Annotated in this window: 11 protein-coding genes; 9 read left to right on the forward strand and 2 right to left on the reverse strand. The window is 73.5% G+C overall.

Features of this window, described 5'->3' with window-relative positions:
• Positions 1 to 18: 18 nt before the first annotated feature.
• From IE95_RS0100575 to IE95_RS0100605, 7 genes are read left to right on the forward strand one after another with little or no spacing between them, the layout of a single operon-like run.
• Positions 19 to 1,239, forward strand: a complete 1,221-nt coding sequence (locus tag IE95_RS0100575; protein ID WP_051702533.1) for an inositol-3-phosphate synthase — start codon at positions 19 to 21, stop codon at positions 1,237 to 1,239.
• On the forward strand, positions 1,236 to 2,222 hold the full coding sequence (locus IE95_RS0100580) for an SCO3242 family prenyltransferase (protein WP_030144025.1): 987 nt from the start codon (positions 1,236 to 1,238) through the stop codon (positions 2,220 to 2,222). The genes IE95_RS0100575 and IE95_RS0100580 overlap by 4 nt, the downstream gene beginning before the upstream one ends.
• Positions 2,219 to 3,160, forward strand: a complete 942-nt coding sequence (locus IE95_RS0100585) for a sugar phosphate isomerase/epimerase family protein (RefSeq protein WP_240666189.1) — start codon at positions 2,219 to 2,221, stop codon at positions 3,158 to 3,160. Before IE95_RS0100580 ends, IE95_RS0100585 begins: the two co-directional genes overlap by 4 nt.
• A complete protein-coding gene (locus tag IE95_RS0100590; protein ID WP_051702535.1) occupies positions 3,157 to 3,918 on the forward strand; it encodes an EboA domain-containing protein in 762 nt (253 codons plus the stop codon). Before IE95_RS0100585 ends, IE95_RS0100590 begins: the two co-directional genes overlap by 4 nt.
• Positions 3,918 to 4,796, forward strand: a complete 879-nt coding sequence (locus tag IE95_RS0100595) for a TatD family hydrolase (RefSeq protein WP_030144028.1) — start codon at positions 3,918 to 3,920, stop codon at positions 4,794 to 4,796. The genes IE95_RS0100590 and IE95_RS0100595 overlap by 1 nt, the downstream gene beginning before the upstream one ends.
• Positions 4,796 to 6,229, forward strand: a complete 1,434-nt coding sequence (gene eboE / locus IE95_RS0100600) for a metabolite traffic protein EboE (RefSeq protein WP_051702536.1) — start codon at positions 4,796 to 4,798, stop codon at positions 6,227 to 6,229. Before IE95_RS0100595 ends, eboE begins: the two co-directional genes overlap by 1 nt.
• Entirely contained in the window at positions 6,226 to 7,632 is a 1,407-nt protein-coding gene (locus IE95_RS0100605) for an alkaline phosphatase family protein (protein ID WP_030144030.1), read from the forward strand. The genes eboE and IE95_RS0100605 overlap by 4 nt, the downstream gene beginning before the upstream one ends.
• Positions 7,633 to 7,913: 281 nt before the next feature.
• On the opposite strand, the gene IE95_RS0100610 is transcribed toward IE95_RS0100605, so the two are convergent.
• Positions 7,914 to 11,543, reverse strand: a complete 3,630-nt coding sequence (locus IE95_RS0100610) for a S8 family peptidase (RefSeq protein WP_084689648.1) — start codon at positions 11,541 to 11,543, stop codon at positions 7,914 to 7,916.
• 334 nt (positions 11,544 to 11,877) lie between these two features.
• Between IE95_RS0100610 and IE95_RS0100615 the strand changes: the two genes are divergently transcribed.
• Positions 11,878 to 12,567 carry a beta/gamma crystallin family protein gene (locus tag IE95_RS0100615; RefSeq protein ID WP_129429450.1) on the forward strand — a complete coding sequence of 230 codons (690 nt, stop codon included), beginning with the start codon at positions 11,878 to 11,880 and terminating at the stop codon, positions 12,565 to 12,567.
• Positions 12,568 to 12,653: 86 nt separating this feature from the next.
• On the opposite strand, the gene IE95_RS0100620 is transcribed toward IE95_RS0100615, so the two are convergent.
• Complete coding sequence (locus IE95_RS0100620) at positions 12,654 to 15,389, reverse strand: cation-translocating P-type ATPase (RefSeq protein WP_051702538.1); 2,736 nt, start codon at positions 15,387 to 15,389, stop codon at positions 12,654 to 12,656.
• Between the two features lie 210 nt (positions 15,390 to 15,599).
• On the opposite strand from IE95_RS0100620, the gene IE95_RS0100625 reads away from it, so the two are divergent.
• The gene (locus IE95_RS0100625; protein ID WP_030144034.1) at positions 15,600 to 15,917 is read left to right on the forward strand and encodes a YbjQ family protein; all 318 of its coding nucleotides are present in this window, start codon (positions 15,600 to 15,602) and stop codon (positions 15,915 to 15,917) included.
• Positions 15,918 to 16,135: the final 218 nt, after the last annotated feature.

Raw genomic sequence — 16,135 nt, forward strand, 5'->3', positions numbered from 1 at the left:
ACGGGACCAGGAGCGACGATGCACCTTTCACCCCACCAGCCCACCTGGGACCACGGCCGCACCGGCATCTGGTTCGTCGGGGCACGAGGATCCGTCGCGACGACCGCCACGCTCGGCCTGGCCGCGATCGCCTCAGGGCTCAGCGCCCCCACGGGCTGCGTCACCGTGCAGCCGCCGCTCGACACGGTCGCCCTCCCGGCGTTCACGGACCTCGTCGTCGGCGGACACGACATCAGCGACACCCCGCTCGGCAAGCGTGCCGAGATGCTCGTCGAGGCAGGCATGATCCCGTACCGCCTCCTCGAGGCCGTACGCCCCCAGCTCGACGCGGCCGACGCCGAGATCAGGCCCGGCTACGACCCCGCCCACCGCACGGGCTCCCAGGCCGCCGCGGCGCAGCGCCTCGCCGCCGACATCGTCGACTTCCGCGAGCGCCACGGCCTGGCCCGCGTCGTCGTGGTCGACCTCGCCTCGACCGAGCCCCTGCCGGACCCGTCCGCCGAGCTCGACGACCTGGAGCTGCTGCGTGCCGCGATCGAGGACCCCGAGCGCGAGGTCCTGCCCGCGAGCTCGGTCACCGCGTACGCGGCGCTCCTCGCGGGGGCACCGTACGCAGGCTTCACGCCCTCGGCGAGCATGAACCTGCCCGCGCTGCACGCCCTCGCGGCCGAGCGCGGCGTGCCGTTCGCGGGGCAGGACGGCAAGACCGGTCAGACGTGGCTCCGCTCGGTCCTGGCCCCGGCGCTCGCGGCCCGCGGGCTGCGCGTGCTGTCCTGGGCCGGGTCGAACCTCCTCGGTGGTGGCGACGGCGCGACTCTCGCGGACCCGCACGCGGTCCAGAGCAAGCTCGTCTCGAAGAACCGCGGTCTGCAGGACCTGACGGGGACGAGCGTGACCCCGCTGCACATCGACAACGTCCCCGACCTGGGTGACGTCAAGGTCGCGTGGGACCACATCCACGTCGAGGGCTTCCTGGGGTCGCGCCTGACCCTGCAGACCACGTGGACCGCGTACGACTCGATGCTGGCTGCCCCGCTCGTGCTGGACCTGGCGCGTCTGCTGGCGCTCGCGGACGCGGCGGGCCTGTCCGGTCCCGTGCCGGAGATGGGCTTCTTCTTCAAGGACCCGTGGGGTTCGCACGTGCACGCGTTCGCGGAGCAGACGCGCGAGCTGGGGGTGTGGGCGCACCGGACGAGCGCGCAGGCCGACCAGGCACGGGCCGGGGTCGACGAGCCGTGACGCTGCGCGACTACCTCGACCTGGTCCGGGCGCCGGCGGTCCTGTCGGTCCTGGGGGACACTCTCGCCGGCGCGGCGGCTGGCGGGCGGCTCGGCCCCGCACGCCGCTCGGCCGGGCCCGGGGCCGACGTGAGGCCGTGGCGCCTCGCCCTCCTGCCGTTGTCGTCCGCGTGCCTGTACGCGGGCGGGATGGCCCTCAACGACTACGCGGACCGTGAGCTCGACGCGCTCGAGCGCCCGGAGCGCCCGCTGCCCTCGGGGCGGGTCTCGCCCGCGCAGGCGCTCGGGGTCGCGTCAGGGCTCACGGTCGCGGGGCTCGCGCTCGCTGGGGTCGGGGGCGGGCGTCGTTCGTTCGCGCTCGCCGTCCCGCTCGCGGCGAGCGTGTGGACGTACGACCTGGTCGCGAAGAACCATGCGACCGGTCCTGTCGTCATGGCGGCCTGCCGGGGACTGGACGTGCTCATGGGGGCGGGTGCGGGACGGGTGCGCGCGGCGCTCCCGGCGGCGGCAGCCCTCACGGTGCACACGGCCGGGGTCACGGTCCTCTCGCGCGGCGAGGTCCACGGCACGACGCAGCCCGTCGCGGCCGCGGTGGCCGCGGGCACGGTGGGCGTGGCGGTCTCGGTCACGGTGGGTGCGCTGCGTTCGCTGCGCCCGCGCCCGACGGCGGGTGGCACGCCGGTCCCGGCAGGCCGGGCACGCGCCGTCGTCCCGGCGGCGGCCGCGCTGGTCTCTGCGGGGGTCTACGTGGCGTCGTGCCTGCCGAAGCAGGTCTCGGCCGTCGCGCTGCCAGACGCGGCCGGCGCGTTCACGGCGACCAAGGCCGGCATCCGGGCGATGGTGCCGCTCCAGGCCGCTCTCGCGGCGCGGGGCGGCAGCATGGGGGTGGTCGCGGTCCTCGCTGGCGTCGAGGTCGCAGGCCGTGCTCTGCGAGCCCGAGGGCGGCGCAGGGTGAGCCCGAACCCGGGCCTGAGCGAGTCATGACCGAGCCCCTTGCGCCGTCCCAGCCGGTCACCTCCGCCCCTCGCATGCCGTTCACCCTCGGCTACGGCACCAACGGCTTCACCGACCACCCGCTCGACGTGACGCTCGACGTCCTCGCGCACGAGGGGTACGGCGCGGTGGCGCTGACGCTCGGGCACCCGCACCTGGACCCGTTCGCGGACGACGCGGACGTGCAGGTCGCCCGCCTGCGCGGTCGGCTCCAGGACCTGGGGATGCGGGTGGTCGTCGAGACGGGCACGCGCTTCCTGCTCGACCCGTTCCGCAAGCACCACCCGACGTTCCTCGACCCCGACGAGGCGCTCGCGGACCTGCGGGTCCGCTTCCTGTGCCGCGCGGTCGAGGTCGCGGCGGGCCTTGGCGCGGAGTGCGTGTCCTTCTTCTCGGGCGTCCTGCCCGCGGGCACGACGGCGGAGCAGGGGTGGGATCGTCTGCTCGCCCGGGTGCCGCGCGTCGTGGCCCACGCCCGCGACCACGGCGTCCGGCTCGCGCTCGAGCCCGAGCCGGGGATGCTCGTCGAGACCGTCGCCGACGCGCTGCGGCTGCGCGAGGACGTCGGGTCCCCCGCCGAGCTGGGGGTGACGGTCGACCTGGGGCACTGCGTCGTCGTCGAGCCCGACGGGGTGCGCGGCGCGCTGCTCGCCGCGGCCCCGCACCTGCTCAACGTGCAGGTCGACGACATGCGTCCCGCCGCGCACGAGCACCTGCCCTTCGGGGACGGCGAGCTCGACCTGGCGCTGGCGCTGGGCACGCTCGGCGAGATCGGGTACGCGGGGGTCGCGGCCGTCGAGCTGCCCCGGCACTCGTACGACGCCCCCGGGCTCGCGCACCGCAGCATGGCCGCGATGACGGGTGCCTGGGCCGCGTGGCACCAGACCACCGCAGGTTCCGCATCCACACCCCAGGAGGCACTCCGATGACCACCCCCGACCTGACCGACGCGCCGGGCGCCGCAGCGACGACGAGCCCGCCCGCCGCCGGCCACCCCGGTGCCCTCGTGGGCCTGCTCACCGACGAGCAGGCCGCCTGGCTGGCCACGGCCTGCGGCGAGATCGCCGCGGACCCGGGCTCCGCCGTCGGGCACCTGGCACGCGCCGGGCGGGCCGTGGGGCGCACGTCCCTCGACCCCGTCGCGGACCCCGCCGGGGTCCTGCACGGGACGCTCGACGACGCCGCGCGCGCCCGCCTCGTCGTGGCGCTCGCGGGCGCCCTGCCCGCCGACGGCGAGTCCCTCGCGACGCGGCTGACCGAGACCTACCAGCGCGGGGACACACCCGAGCGGCGGGGTGTGCTGCGCGGGCTCGACGCGCTGACCCTCGCCGGGCCGCCCGGAGAAGCCCTGCCGCCTCCCGTGGCCCGCGCCGGGACAGCGCTCGCGGCCGACGCGCTGCGCGCCAACGACCAGAGCCTCGTGGCCGCCGCGGTCGGACCGTTCGCGGCCGCGCACCTCGACGACCACGCGTGGCGCCACGCGGTGCTCAAGCTCGTGTTCATGGGCGTGAGCCTCGGCGCGGTCGCCGGGCTCGACGACCGCGCCGACGACGAGCTCGCGCGCATGGCCCGCGACTTCGCGGCCGAGCGCCGGGCGGCGGGGCGCGTCGTGCCCGACGACGTCGCGCGCATCGCGCCGGGCCCCCCGTCCGCAGAATCCCCGACCATCGACGGCAAGGACGCCTGATGCGCATCTTCGACCCCCACATCCACATGACCTCCCGCACGACCGACGACTACGAGGTCATGTACGCCGCGGGCGTCCGCGCGCTCGTCGAGCCCGCGTTCTGGCTCGGGCAGCCGCGCACGACCGTCGGGTCGTTCCTCGACTACTTCGACGCGCTGCTGGGGTGGGAGCGGTTCCGGGCCACGCAGTTCGGGATCCGCCACCACGCGACCATCGCGCTCAACCCCAAGGAGGCCAACGACCCGCGCTGCACCCCGGTGCTCGACGAGATCCCGCGCTACCTCGCCAAGGACGGTGTGGTCGCGGTCGGCGAGGTCGGCTACGACTCCATGACGCCCGCCGAGGACGAGGCGTTCACGCGCCAGCTCGCGATGGCGATCGACGCCGAGCTGCCCGTCATGGTCCACACCCCGCACCGCGACAAGCTCGTGGGGACCCGCCGCACGCTCGACGTCGTGCGCGAGTCGGGGATCGCCCCCGGGATGGTCGTGGTCGACCACCTCAACGAGACCAACGTCGCGCTCGTCAAGGACGCCGGAGCCTGGATGGGCTTCTCGGTCTACCCCGACACCAAGATGGACGAGCACCGCATGGTCGCGATCCTGCTCGAGCACGGCACCGAGCGCGTGCTCGTCAACTCGGCCGCGGACTGGGGACGCTCCGACCCGCTCAAGACGCTCAAGACCGGGCGGGCCATGCTCGCGGCCGGGTTCAGCGACGACGAGGTCGACCAGGTCCTGTGGCGCAACCCCGTGGCGTTCTACGGGCAGTCGGGGAACCTGCTGCTCGACCCCGTGCCCGGGTTCGTCGAGGGCGAGGCCCCCGCCGCGACCGCGAGCTACGAGGGCAGCTCGGTGCTGCGCGGGGCCCGGGTCTGATGCAGCTCTCGTACTGCACCAACGTCCACCCCGCCGAGGACCTCGACGGCGTGGTCGACCAGCTCGCCCGGTACGCCGGGCCCGTGCGCGAGGCCGCCGGGCTCGACGTGCTCGGGGTCGGGCTGTGGCTGCCGGCGTCGCTCGCGCACCGCCTCTCGGCGTCGCCGCGCGCAGCCGAGGACATGGCCCGGCTGCGGGCGGCGCTCGACGAGCACGGCCTCCAGGTGCACACGCTCAACGCGTTCCCCTACGGCGGGTTCCACGACGACGTCGTCAAGCTCGCGGTCTACTCGCCCACCTGGGCCGACGCCGAGCGCCTCGCCTACACGCTCGAGTGCGCCGAGGTCCTCGCGGCCCTCCTGCCCGACGGCGTGGACGGGTCCATCTCGACGCTCCCGCTCGCCTGGCGCGAGCCGGACGGGGTCGCGTGGTCGCCCGCCCAGGACGCCGCGGCGACGCGCGCGTTCGAGGACCTCTCCGCGGGGCTGCGCGACCTCGCCGCCCGTACGGGCAAGGTCGTGCGCGTCGCGGTCGAGCCCGAGCCCGGCTGCGTGCTCGACACCGTCGAGGACGTCGTGACGTGGCTCGAGTCGCGGCTCGCGTCCGACCCGGCCGGTCGGGGCGACGACCCGGCCGGTCGGGGCGACGACCCGGCGAGGGAGCAGGTCGGCGGCGGCATCGATCCCGCGTTCGTGGGCGTCTGCCTCGACACGTGCCACCTCGCGGTCTCGTTCGCCGACCCGGCCGCCGCCGTCGAGCGGATCACGGGGGCCGGCCTGCGCGTCGTCAAGGTGCAGGCCTCGGCCGCGCTGCACCTCGCCGAGCCGTCCGCGCGGGGGGCGCGCGACGCCGTCGGGCAGTTCGTCGAGAAGCGCTACATCCACCAGGTGCGCGAGCTCGCGCCGGGCGGTGACGTGCTGCCCGCCGACGACCTGCCCGACGCCCTGGGCGCGGGCGCGGCACCCGGGCTACCGGGGGAGGGGCCGTGGCGCGTGCACTTCCACGTGCCCCTGCACCACGAGCCCGCCCCGCCGCTGACCGCGACGACCGACGTGCTGCGCGACGCCGTCGCGGCCGTGCGCGCCGCCCCGCACGGCGACGAGGCCCACCTCGACGTCGAGACGTACACGTGGGCCGTGCTGCCGCCCGGGTCGCCGGCATTCCCGGCCCCGTCGCCCTCGGCGGACGAGGCGTCGCCCTCGTCGGGCGAGTCCGTCACCCTCGGCGGGCCGGGGCGTCACCCTCGGCGGGCAGAGGCGTCACCGTCGGCGGACCGGCCGGGGCCGCCGGGGTGGCAGGCCGAGCCGCTCGTCGCCGGGATCGCCGCCGAGCTGCGGTGGGCCACCGAGAACCTGCTCGGGACCGTGCCCGCCGCAGGGCCCGCCGCCGTGCCCTTCACCCGCACCCCTCAGACCTCAGGAGTCCCCGCATGAAGCCCGTGCTGCTGCTCGACGTCGTCGGGCTCACCGCCAAGGCCCTCGCCCACATGCCCCGCCTGCGCCAGATGGCCGCGGGCGGCTGGCAGACCCAGCTCGCGACCGTCCTGCCCGCGGTCACGTGCACCGTCCAGGCGACCATGACGACGGGCCTCGCCCCCGCCCAGCACGGCGCCGTGGGCAACGGCTGGTACTTCCGCGAGCTCGGCGAGGTGTTCCTCTGGCGCCAGCACGACAAGCTCGTCTCGGGCGAGAAGATCTGGGAGGCCGCCCGGCGCGCGAACCCCGACCACCGCACCGCGAACGTCTGCTGGTGGTACGCCATGGGCGCCACGACCGACGTCACCGTCACGCCCCGCCCGATCTACCACGCCGACGGGCGCAAGTCGCCCGACGCGTACATCCGCCCGCCCGCCCTGCACGACGAGCTCACCGGGCGGTTCGGCGAGTTCCCCCTGTTCACCTACTGGGGTCCGACCGCGGCGATCACGTCCTCGGCCTGGATCGTCGAGGCGACCAGGCACGTCCTGCGCACCCACTCGCCCGAGCTCACCATGGCCTACGTGCCGCACCTCGACTACGACCTCCAGCGGTTCGGCCCCGACGCCCCCGAGGCCGACGCCGCCGCGGCCGAGCTCGACGCCGTCCTCGCCCCGCTGCTCGACGACGCGGCCAACAACGGCGTCGCGGTCGTCGTGGTCTCCGAGTACGGCATCGCCGAGGCGAACCGGCCCGTGCACCTCAACCGCATCCTCCGCCGCGAGGGCCTGCTCGAGGTCTACGTGCAGGACGGCAAGGAACAGCTCGACCCCTGGACGTCCAAGGCGTTCGCGGTCGCCGACCACCAGGTCGCGCACGTGTACCTCGACGACCCGTCCCGCCTCGCGCGCGTGCAGGACCTGCTGCGCAGCGTGCCCGGCGTCGACGAGGTCCTCGACCGCGAGGCGCAGGCCCGCTACGGCCTCGACCACCAACGCTCGGGCGATCTCGTCGTGGTCGCCGAGCCCGGCGCCTGGTTCACCTACTACTACTGGCTCGACGACGCCCGCGCCCCCGAGCACGCACGCGGCGTCGACATCCACCGCAAGCCCGGCTACGACCCCGCCGAGCTCTTCTTCGACCCCGCCGACCCGCTCGCCAAGGCCAAGGCCGGCATGAACCTCGTCAAGAAGAAGCTCGGGCTGCGCTACGCCATGAGCACCGTCCCGCTCGACGCGTCCCACGTGCGCGGCACGCACGGTCGGCTGCCCGACTCCTCGGCCGACACGCCCCTGATCCTGTGCTCGGAGGCCCAGATCCCGGCGTCGGTCGCCGCCCTCGTCGAGCGCGGGGGACAGGTGCCCGCCGCGGCGATCAAGGGCCTGGTGCTCGAGATGCAGAACCTCGGAGCGAGGGTCTAGGTCGGCCGCCCGCCCGGGCGGCACAGAGCTGTCAGAACGAGCGTGAACATGGGGCCACGCTCGCTCTGACACGGTTCCCCCGGTGCCCCGCGGGCATCCGGGGAAGCCAGAAGGGCGCGACCCGTGGGTCGCGCCCTTCGTCGTCCCGTTCGACCCGTGGGTTGTCAGAACGAGCGTGATCTCCGGACCACGCTGGTTCTGACAGCCCCAGGCCCCAGGAGTGGTGTCAGAACGAGCGTGGCCCCATGCTCACGCTCGTTCTGACACGTCTTGCCGAGGCGTCAGCCGCAGCTGATCGCCTCGTACCCGGCTTCGTAGGGCGTCGTGACCGTGATGCCGTCGACGACCGCGGTGCCCGTGACCGTCGCCGCACCGGCGTCGACCGCGGTCGTCCGCGCGCTGAACGACTGCGAGGCCGACCTGCCCGGCGCGACGTTCTTGAACGTCTTGGACCCGAACGGTGTCTCGACCACGACGTCGGCCTTCACGTCGCCGTCGTTGACCGCCCGGACCGCGACCTGCGCCTTGCCCGCGACGCAGCGCGACTGCGCCGTGACCGTGAGCTCGACCGACGCGTCCAGGGTCGACACCCCGACCGTCTGCCAGCGCTTGCCCGCGCTCGCGTTGTGCAGGTGCAGGACGAGCAGCTCGCCCGTCCCGGCCTCGGCCGCGGCAGCGGACCGGTTGACCGTGACCGGGGCGTCGTCGGCGCCCACGAACAAGAGCTGACCACCGCCGCTGAACCAGTACGCGGGGTCGTACGGGTCGCCCGTGAACGGGCCGACCCGGTCGATCGACTGGTCGGGCTGGATGCCGTAGTACGAGTACGTCGCGACCGTGAACGACGGCACCGTGCCCGGCTCGATGCCGAGCTCGCCGATCGCGACCGGCACCACGAGCACGTTGCTGTCGAAGACCGACGTGTCGACGTCCGCCCAGACCGAGTTGACCGGCTCGAGCAGCACGCCCTCGCCCGCCCCGTACTCCTCGCCGTCCGGACCGGTCCAGTCCTTGAGCGTGTACGTGGTCGCCAGGGTCAGGTCCGACTCGTTGTACTTGCGGACCACGGTCTCGAACTCGGCCGACCCGTCGCCGTCCACGTCGGTCTCGACCGACGGGAACATCACGGCGCCGAGCGAGGCCCAGTCGCCGTCCACGGCCACGCCGATGCCGATCCGACCGTCGCCCGGATCAGCGCCTGCGGCCGCGTACTGCGGCGCGCTCGACGTGAAGCCGACCGCGCGGATGTCACCCGACGCGACCGCCGAGGCCGACGAGCCCTCGGCAGCGTCCGCCTCGAGCCGCGGGCTCGTCGCCTTGAGCTCGAACGGCGCCACGAGCGACGTCCAGCCACCCGAGGCCACGCCGCGTCCGTCGAGGTCGAGCTCGGCCGACGTGTCCTGGTTCAGGAAGGTGACGTCCTTGCCCGTCAGGTCGCTCACGAGCCTCGGCGCGGCCTGGACCGGGACGCGCAGCTCGCTGCCCGAGTCCGGCGTCAGGACCAGGCGCCCCGTGAGCATGCCGACGAAGTCGCGCGGCACGCCCGAGGTGGTCTCGGCCGACGTCGGGTCGAGCTGCTTCGCGAGCGTCGCCGGGTCGGCCGTGAGGGTCAGCGTGACCGTCCGGGTCTGCCCCGCGGGGATCGTGAGGTTCGCGGGCGAGACCGTGATGCTCGCGCCCCCCGCGGAGCTCGACGTCGTGAACGCCGCCGCGTACTTCACGGTCTGCGAACCCGTGTTCTGCACGTCGACCGTGCGGCGCTCCTTGACGGTCTTGTCCGCCACGGGCACGAGCCCGTACGACACCGAGACGAGCTCGGAGTCCTGCGCCGAGAAGGCGAGGGTCGAGTTCTTCACCGCGTCGACCGCGTCCACGCGACCCGACCCGACCCGCTCGGGGCCGTACGCCGTGCCCGTGCCGCCCTGGCCCGTCCACACGTCGTGCGAGGCCGTGTTCATGACGGCCGTCTTGACCTGCTGCGCGCTCCAGCCCGGGTGGGCCTCCTTGACGAGCGCCGCGATGCCCGCGACGTGCGGGGTGGCCATCGACGTGCCCGACTTGATGCCGGGCTGCGTCAGACGACCCGAGGCCACGGAGGAGATCCCCGTGCCCGGTGCGGCGACGTCGGGCTTCACGACGCCCAGCGAGCCGTGCACCCCGCGCGACGACCCCGCGTTGAGCGTGTCCCCGATCGCGGGGATCTCGACGAACGACGAGTTCGCGAGCGACGGGCCGAGCGTCAGGACGACGCCGCCCGCCTCGATCGCCGGACGCAGCGCGTCGTGGCTCGGGCCCGTGAGCTGCGCGCCCGGGATGCCCGCGTTGCCCGCGATCCCGGCCGCGAAGACCTCGAGCTCGGACGACAGCAGGACGCCGACCGCGCCCGCGGCCTGCGCGTTGTTGAAGCGCGTCGCGCTCCCGCACGCCCGCGTGGCGTCGTCGTCGTCCCAGTAGAGGAATGCGATCCTGCCCGCCGTGGCGGAGGCCTGGGCCGGCGTCAGGGGCGTGCACCCGCTGACCGTGGCGCCCAGGAACGCGACCTCCGCGGTCACGTCGGTCGAACCCGTGTAGCTCTGCGAGTTCTGCGCGGGGTAGGAGCCCGCGACGCCGGCAGGGGCCGTGACCTCGACGCCGTCGAACGTCTGGGTGTTGCCCACCGAGTTCGCGACCGTGAGAGCGGTGCGCGCGTTGCCGGGCGAGCCGCCGACGTCGGTCACGTCGCCCGCGTTGCCCGACGCGACCACCGCGAGCGTGCCCAGCCGCGAGAGCTGGTCGATGAACAGGTTCTCCGGGTCGTCGGCCGGGCTGTTGTCCGAACCGAGCGACAGGTTGACGATGTCGAGACGGTCGGACAGGTCGCCGTCACCGTCGGGGTCGGCCGCGAACTCCAGCGCGTCGACCACGACGCTCGTCGAGCCGCCCAGGTCACCGAAGACCTTGAGCGCGTACAGGCCCGACTCCGGGGCCGAGCCCGGCCCGACCGTCCAGTCGGAGATGTCCGTGAGGGTCGTGTAGTCGCCGTCGAACGTCGTCCCGTCGGCCAGGACGCCGTAGCCGCCCGTCGTGCCGGCGACGTGCGAGCCGTGACCCGAGCCGATCGAGTCGAGCGAGTCGATCGGGTTCTCGTCCGGCGTCGGGATCAGCGACGTGCCCGGCACGGTGCCCGACGCGTCGTAGTCGTACCCCGCGAAGTCGTACCCGCCGAGGTACTTGGCGTCGTCGAACGTCCCCGCCGGGACAGGGCCCTGACCCTTGACGCCGTACGCCTCGTCGTACGCGGCCTGCGTACCCGGGCCGCCGAACCCGGCGTGCGTGTAGTCGATGCCCGTGTCGATGATCCCGATCCGGACGCCCTGCCCCGTGTGGCCCGTGCTCTGCCACGCCTCGAGGGTGCGCGTGAACGCGTCGGTGCCCTTGTTCGACGGCTTCTTGGGGATGATGCGGTAGACCGTGACGACCTTGTCGTCGGCGGCCAGGGCCCGCACCTGCTCGGCGTCACCCGTCACGACGACGCCCGGTACGAGCCTGCTCGTGACCGACACCTGCTGGGGTGCGCCCGCGGCGCGAGCACTGCGGGCGTTCGTCTGCGCGGGGACGACGGTGTCCGCGAGGCGCTCGACGACGGCCTGGTTGTCCTCGACCTGGGCCGGGCTCGCGCCCTGGTCCGCGAGGTCCGCACCGGACGGGGTGTCGAGCTGGACGAACGCGGTCACGGTCCCCGAGGACTCGGCGAGCGACGGGGCGACCTTGCCCGCCTCGCTCTCCGTGGGGGACAACGAGGTCGCGGACCTCGACGTGAGGTCTGGGCCGGACGGGCCGGCGGGATCGGACGGCAAGGACGCGGCGGGCAGCGTCGATGCTGCGACCACCGCCAGTCCTGAGAGAGCAGCTAACAACGAACGGCGCTTCATCGACACTCATTTCCCCGGTACGGACCGGTGGCGTTGAAGGTGCGTGGTGGTTCCCCCCGTGGTGGTCGCCGACGGCTGTGTGCAGACGACCGTGCCTGCACGCTATAGGTGAAGTCCGACGCCCGCGCGCTGCGCGAACGTCATCGAACCAGGACCGACCGGTCAGGGGCCCCGGACCGAGGCAGCCGGGACAAACCAGGACAGGGCGCGCTGCGCCCCCTACGATCGGTCCGGGGGCGCGGAACACCGGGGTTTCGCAGACGGTCCTCACCCACGTGTCGACGTCGTCCGCGGGGCAGCGGTCGACCCGGCCCACGCTGTGAAGGAGCACCACATGTCACGTCGAACGACCCGTATCGCAGCCGTCTCCGCGGCGATCCTCGTCGCCGGGGCGTTGAGCGCGACGCCCGCGCTCGCCGACGGCCCCGAGGGCCCCGACCTCACCTCGAAGTCGTTCACGGCCGAGGAGGAGGTCTGCTCGGTCATCGCCCAGCCCACCCCCGCGGGCCAGGACGTCGCCTTCACGCCCGCACCGACGGTCCAGTGCTTCGACACGTTCGGCGAGGCCATCGAGTCCGCCACGGGAGTGCCCGTGACCGACCCCGCCGTCGAGGCCGGGGAGCCCGAGGCCCTGCGCGCCTTCGCCCAGGACCTGGCGGACCAGGCGCAGTCCCGCGTCGCCGACCCGGGGGCCAAGGCCGCCGCACCGGGCACCACCATGATGCTGGGGGTCGCGTACAAGGGCGCCAACCACACCGGGGGGAACAAGGTCTTCTGGAGCAACGGCGGCTACGGCTGCATGACGGGCAACACGTACGGGTTCCCCAGGCTGTCGCCCTACCTGATGAACAACAACATCAGCTCGCTGAACGCCTACGCCGGGTGCTGGGCGACCCTCTACGACCTCGAGAACTACGTCAAGGGCACCTCGACGAACTGCGTCCCCTTCTGCGCCACGCTCGGCTCGATGAACGACCGCGCGTCCTCGATCGTCTTCCGCCCCGCAGGCAGCGGCATCGACTGACCCCTGCTGGCTCGCGCCGGCTCTCGCCCGCGCCGGCCGTCGGGCACGTCGCTCCTCGAACGGCGTGCCCGACGGCGCGTCAGGCCTCAGCGCTGTCGGGTCCGGCCGAGCGCCTTGGCGGCCTCGACCAGCAGGAAGACCACGATCGCCAGCCCGAGCGTGATGCCCCACTCACGCAGCCCGATCGGCGCGGAGCCGAACCACGAGTGCATGAAGGGCGCGTAGACGAACACGGCCTGGAGAGCGAGCAGCGAGCCGGCCGAGTACCAGATCGCCCGGTTGCCCTGGAGCACCGCGGGCGTGATCGACGAACGGTCCAGGAACCGGCAGTTGAACAGGTACGCGAGCTGGCCGAGGGCCAGCATCGTCACGGCCGTCGTCTGCGCCTCGGCCACGCCCATGCCCTGGTCGCGCTCGATGAAGTACACCGCCATGGTCGCGCCGCCGATCAGGACCGAGACCAGCAGGATGCGACGCAGGTAGGCCGCGGTGAGGATCGAGGCCTTGGCGTCACGAGGAGCACGGGACATGACGTCGGGCTCGGCACGCTCGTTCGCCAGGGCGAGCGACAACGTCACGGCCGTGACCATGTTGATCCACAGCACCTGCACCGGCTGGAGGGGCAACGCCCACCCGAGCAGCACCGCGACCAGGATCACGAGCGACTGCGCCCCGTTGGTCGGCAGCAGGAACAGCACCGACTTGCGCAGGTTGTCGTAGATCCGCCGCCCCTCCTCGACCGCACGCTCGATCGTGGCGAAGTTGTCGTCGGCGAGGACGACCTCGGCGGCCTCCTTGGTCGCCTCGGTGCCCTTGATCCCCATCGCGACCCCCACGTCGGCCTGCGTCAGCGCCGGGGCGTCGTTCACGCCGTCCCCCGTCATCGCCACGACCTGCCCGTGCGACTGGAGCGCCGAGACGATCCTGATCTTGTGCTCGGGGCTCGTGCGCGCGTAGACGTCGACGTCCTCGACGACCGCGCGCAGCTCCTCGGTGCTCATGGCCTCGAGCTCGGAGCCCGTGAGGACCTTGGTGGCAGCGGGTGCGTCCCCGTCGCGGACGATGCCCATCTCCCGCGCGATCGCGAGCGCGGTGCCCGAGTGGTCGCCCGTGATCATCTTGACCGTGATCCCGGCGTCCTGGCACTGCGCGATGGCCTCGACGGCCTCGGGTCGAGGAGGGTCGACGATCCCGACCAGGCCGACCATCTCGAGGCCCGCGTCGACGTCCTCCGGTGCCAGGTCCGTGCTTCCCGGTGCCGCCGACGTCCGTGCCGCGGCCAGCACGCGCAGGCCCTGTGCGCCGATCTCGTCGACCTGGGCCGACCAGAAGTCACGGTCGAGCGGCTCGGGAGCCCCGTCAGGACCCGTCTGGGTCGAGCAGCGGTCGAGCACCCGGTCGGGGGCTCCCTTGACGAGCACGTGAAGACCCCCCTCGGGGTCCTCGGTGAGCGTCGCCATGTACTTGTTCTCGGACTCGAACGGGACGAGCGCGACACGCCGCCACCCGGCCGGGTCGAGGCCGGCCTTGAGGCCCAGGGTCCGCAGCGCGCCCTCGGTCGGTTCGCCCACGAGGCGCCAGCCGTCGCCCTCCCCGGCGGGATCGTGGACGATGCGTGCGTCGTTGCACAGCATCATGACCTCGGTCAGGCGCCGCAGGTCCGGGTGCTCGGGGAGCGGTGCGGGGGACCCGTCGAGGCTGACCTCGCCGTCCGGGGCGTAGCCGATCCCGGTCACCGCGAACTCGTGCCCGGCGGTGCGCACGGTGCGGGCCGTCATCTCGTTCTTGGTCAGCGTCCCGGTCTTGTCCGAGCAGATCGTGGTCACCGAGCCGAGCGTCTCGACGGCGGGCAGGCGACGCGTGATCGCCCGCCGTCGGGCCATCTGCTGCACACCCAGGGCGAGCGTGATCGTCACGAGGGCCGGCAGGCCCTCGGGGACGGCCGCGACCGCGAACCCGATCGCCGCGGACACGAGCTCGGGGGTCTCGAACCCGTGGAACACGCGCCCGATCACGACCATGACCACGGCCATGACGAGGATGATGACCGCGAGCTTCTTCCCGAACGCGTCGAGCGTGCGCGACAGCGGGGTCTCGAGCGAGTGGACCTCGGAGATGAGGGTCTGGATGCGGCCGATCTCGGTCGTCTCGCCCGTCTCGACGACGACCCCCGTCCCGGTGCCGGCCGAGACGAGCGTGCCCGAGAACAGCATGCTCGACCGGTCGCCCACGCCGGCCTCGGCGGGTACCGCGTCGACCGACTTGGACGCGGGCACGGACTCGCCCGTGAGGGCCGACTCGTCGACCCGGAGATTGACCCCCGTGAGCAGGCGCAGGTCGGCGGGGACGCGGTCACCCGAGCGCACCCGCACGACGTCACCGGGAACGAGGTCGTCCGCGTCGACCTGGGCCCACGCCCCGTCGCGGCGGACCTGGGCGTGGACCGAGAGCATGCCCCGGATGCCGTCGAGGGCCTTCTCGGCGCGCCCCTCCTGGATCAGCCCGATCGCCGCGTTGATGACCGCGACGGCGAGGATCACGGTGAAGTCGATCCAGTCGCCCACGATCGCCTTCAGGACCGCGGACACGAGCAGGATGTAGATGAGGACGTCGTCGAACTGCGAGAGCACGCGACGCCACCACGGGGTGCGTGCGGCCGGGGCCAACCGGTTGGGGCCGACCTCGGCGAGCCGGGTCCGTGCCTGCTCGGCCGTGAGGCCGGCGTCGCTCGACCCGACCTCGTCGAGCACGGACTGAGGCGGGAGCGCCCAGGGTGTCTGGTCGGCAGTCGCGGGGACGAGAGGGGTGTCCGAGGCTGTCATGCCTCTCATTCAACGCCCGCTCGTGGTCGAGCACCCGGCGAGGCGCCGAGGTGGGACGAACCGTTCCATCCTGACCGAGCGCCGTGCGGTCGCGGTGCGGTTGCCGCGCGGTCCGGCGCGGCCGGGCCGCGTACGCCGGGCGCGGGCACCGAGGTCCTCCTACCGTGAGGAGTGGCCGCGCAGGGTGTGCGACCGTGAGGAGGACGTACCGTGCTGGTCTCCACCATGAACGATGTCCCGGGCCGGACCGTGCAGCAGGTCGTCGGCGAGGTGACCGGCCTGACCGTCCGGTCGCGCAACGTCGGCGCCCAGATCGGCGCGGGGCTCAAGTCGATCGTCGGCGGCGAGCTCAAGGGGCTCACCAAGCAGCTGCAGCAGTCCCGAGACGAGGCCGTGGCCCGCATGGTCGAGGAGGCCACCGCGCAGGGGGCCAACGCGATCCTCGCGATGCGCTACGACAGCGACGAGGTCGGCAACGGCTACCAGGAGATCGTGGCGTACGGGACGGCCGTGGTGCTCGCGCCCTGACGGGCCCGGGCCGGCGGGGCCTCGGCAGCGCAGTGGCCCGGCGCCCGGTGCTCGACGACGCCTGGACGCTCGCCGCACGGCTCACGGCCGAGGTCGGGTTCCCGGTCGAGGTGGAGGTCGTCGCGTCGCGCTGAGCGTCGTGGGACGCCGCTGCGGGCCCGCGACCTCCGGGTTACGGTCGAGAAGGTAGCCGACGGCTACCTTCTCGAACCCCCGAA

This window comes from Oerskovia turbata, assembly GCF_000718325.1.
Lineage (GTDB): Bacteria > Actinomycetota > Actinomycetes > Actinomycetales > Cellulomonadaceae > Oerskovia > Oerskovia turbata.

What these genes read in the sequence shown, in the direction of transcription:
- IE95_RS0100575 (WP_051702533.1), top strand. Translation starts at nt 19, where the DNA reads ATGCACCTTTCACCCCACCAGCCCACCTGGGACCACGGCCGCACCGGC.
- IE95_RS0100585 (WP_240666189.1), top strand. Translation starts at nt 2,219, where the DNA reads ATGACCGAGCCCCTTGCGCCGTCCCAGCCGGTCACCTCCGCCCCTCGC.
- IE95_RS0100590 (WP_051702535.1), top strand. Translation starts at nt 3,157, where the DNA reads ATGACCACCCCCGACCTGACCGACGCGCCGGGCGCCGCAGCGACGACG.
- IE95_RS0100595 (WP_030144028.1), top strand. Translation starts at nt 3,918, where the DNA reads ATGCGCATCTTCGACCCCCACATCCACATGACCTCCCGCACGACCGAC.
- eboE (WP_051702536.1), top strand. Translation starts at nt 4,796, where the DNA reads ATGCAGCTCTCGTACTGCACCAACGTCCACCCCGCCGAGGACCTCGAC.
- IE95_RS0100605 (WP_030144030.1), top strand. Translation starts at nt 6,226, where the DNA reads ATGAAGCCCGTGCTGCTGCTCGACGTCGTCGGGCTCACCGCCAAGGCC.
- IE95_RS0100610 (WP_084689648.1), bottom strand. Translation starts at nt 11,543, where the DNA reads ATGAAGCGCCGTTCGTTGTTAGCTGCTCTCTCAGGACTGGCGGTGGTC.
- IE95_RS0100615 (WP_129429450.1), top strand. Translation starts at nt 11,878, where the DNA reads ATGTCACGTCGAACGACCCGTATCGCAGCCGTCTCCGCGGCGATCCTC.
- IE95_RS0100620 (WP_051702538.1), bottom strand. Translation starts at nt 15,389, where the DNA reads ATGACAGCCTCGGACACCCCTCTCGTCCCCGCGACTGCCGACCAGACA.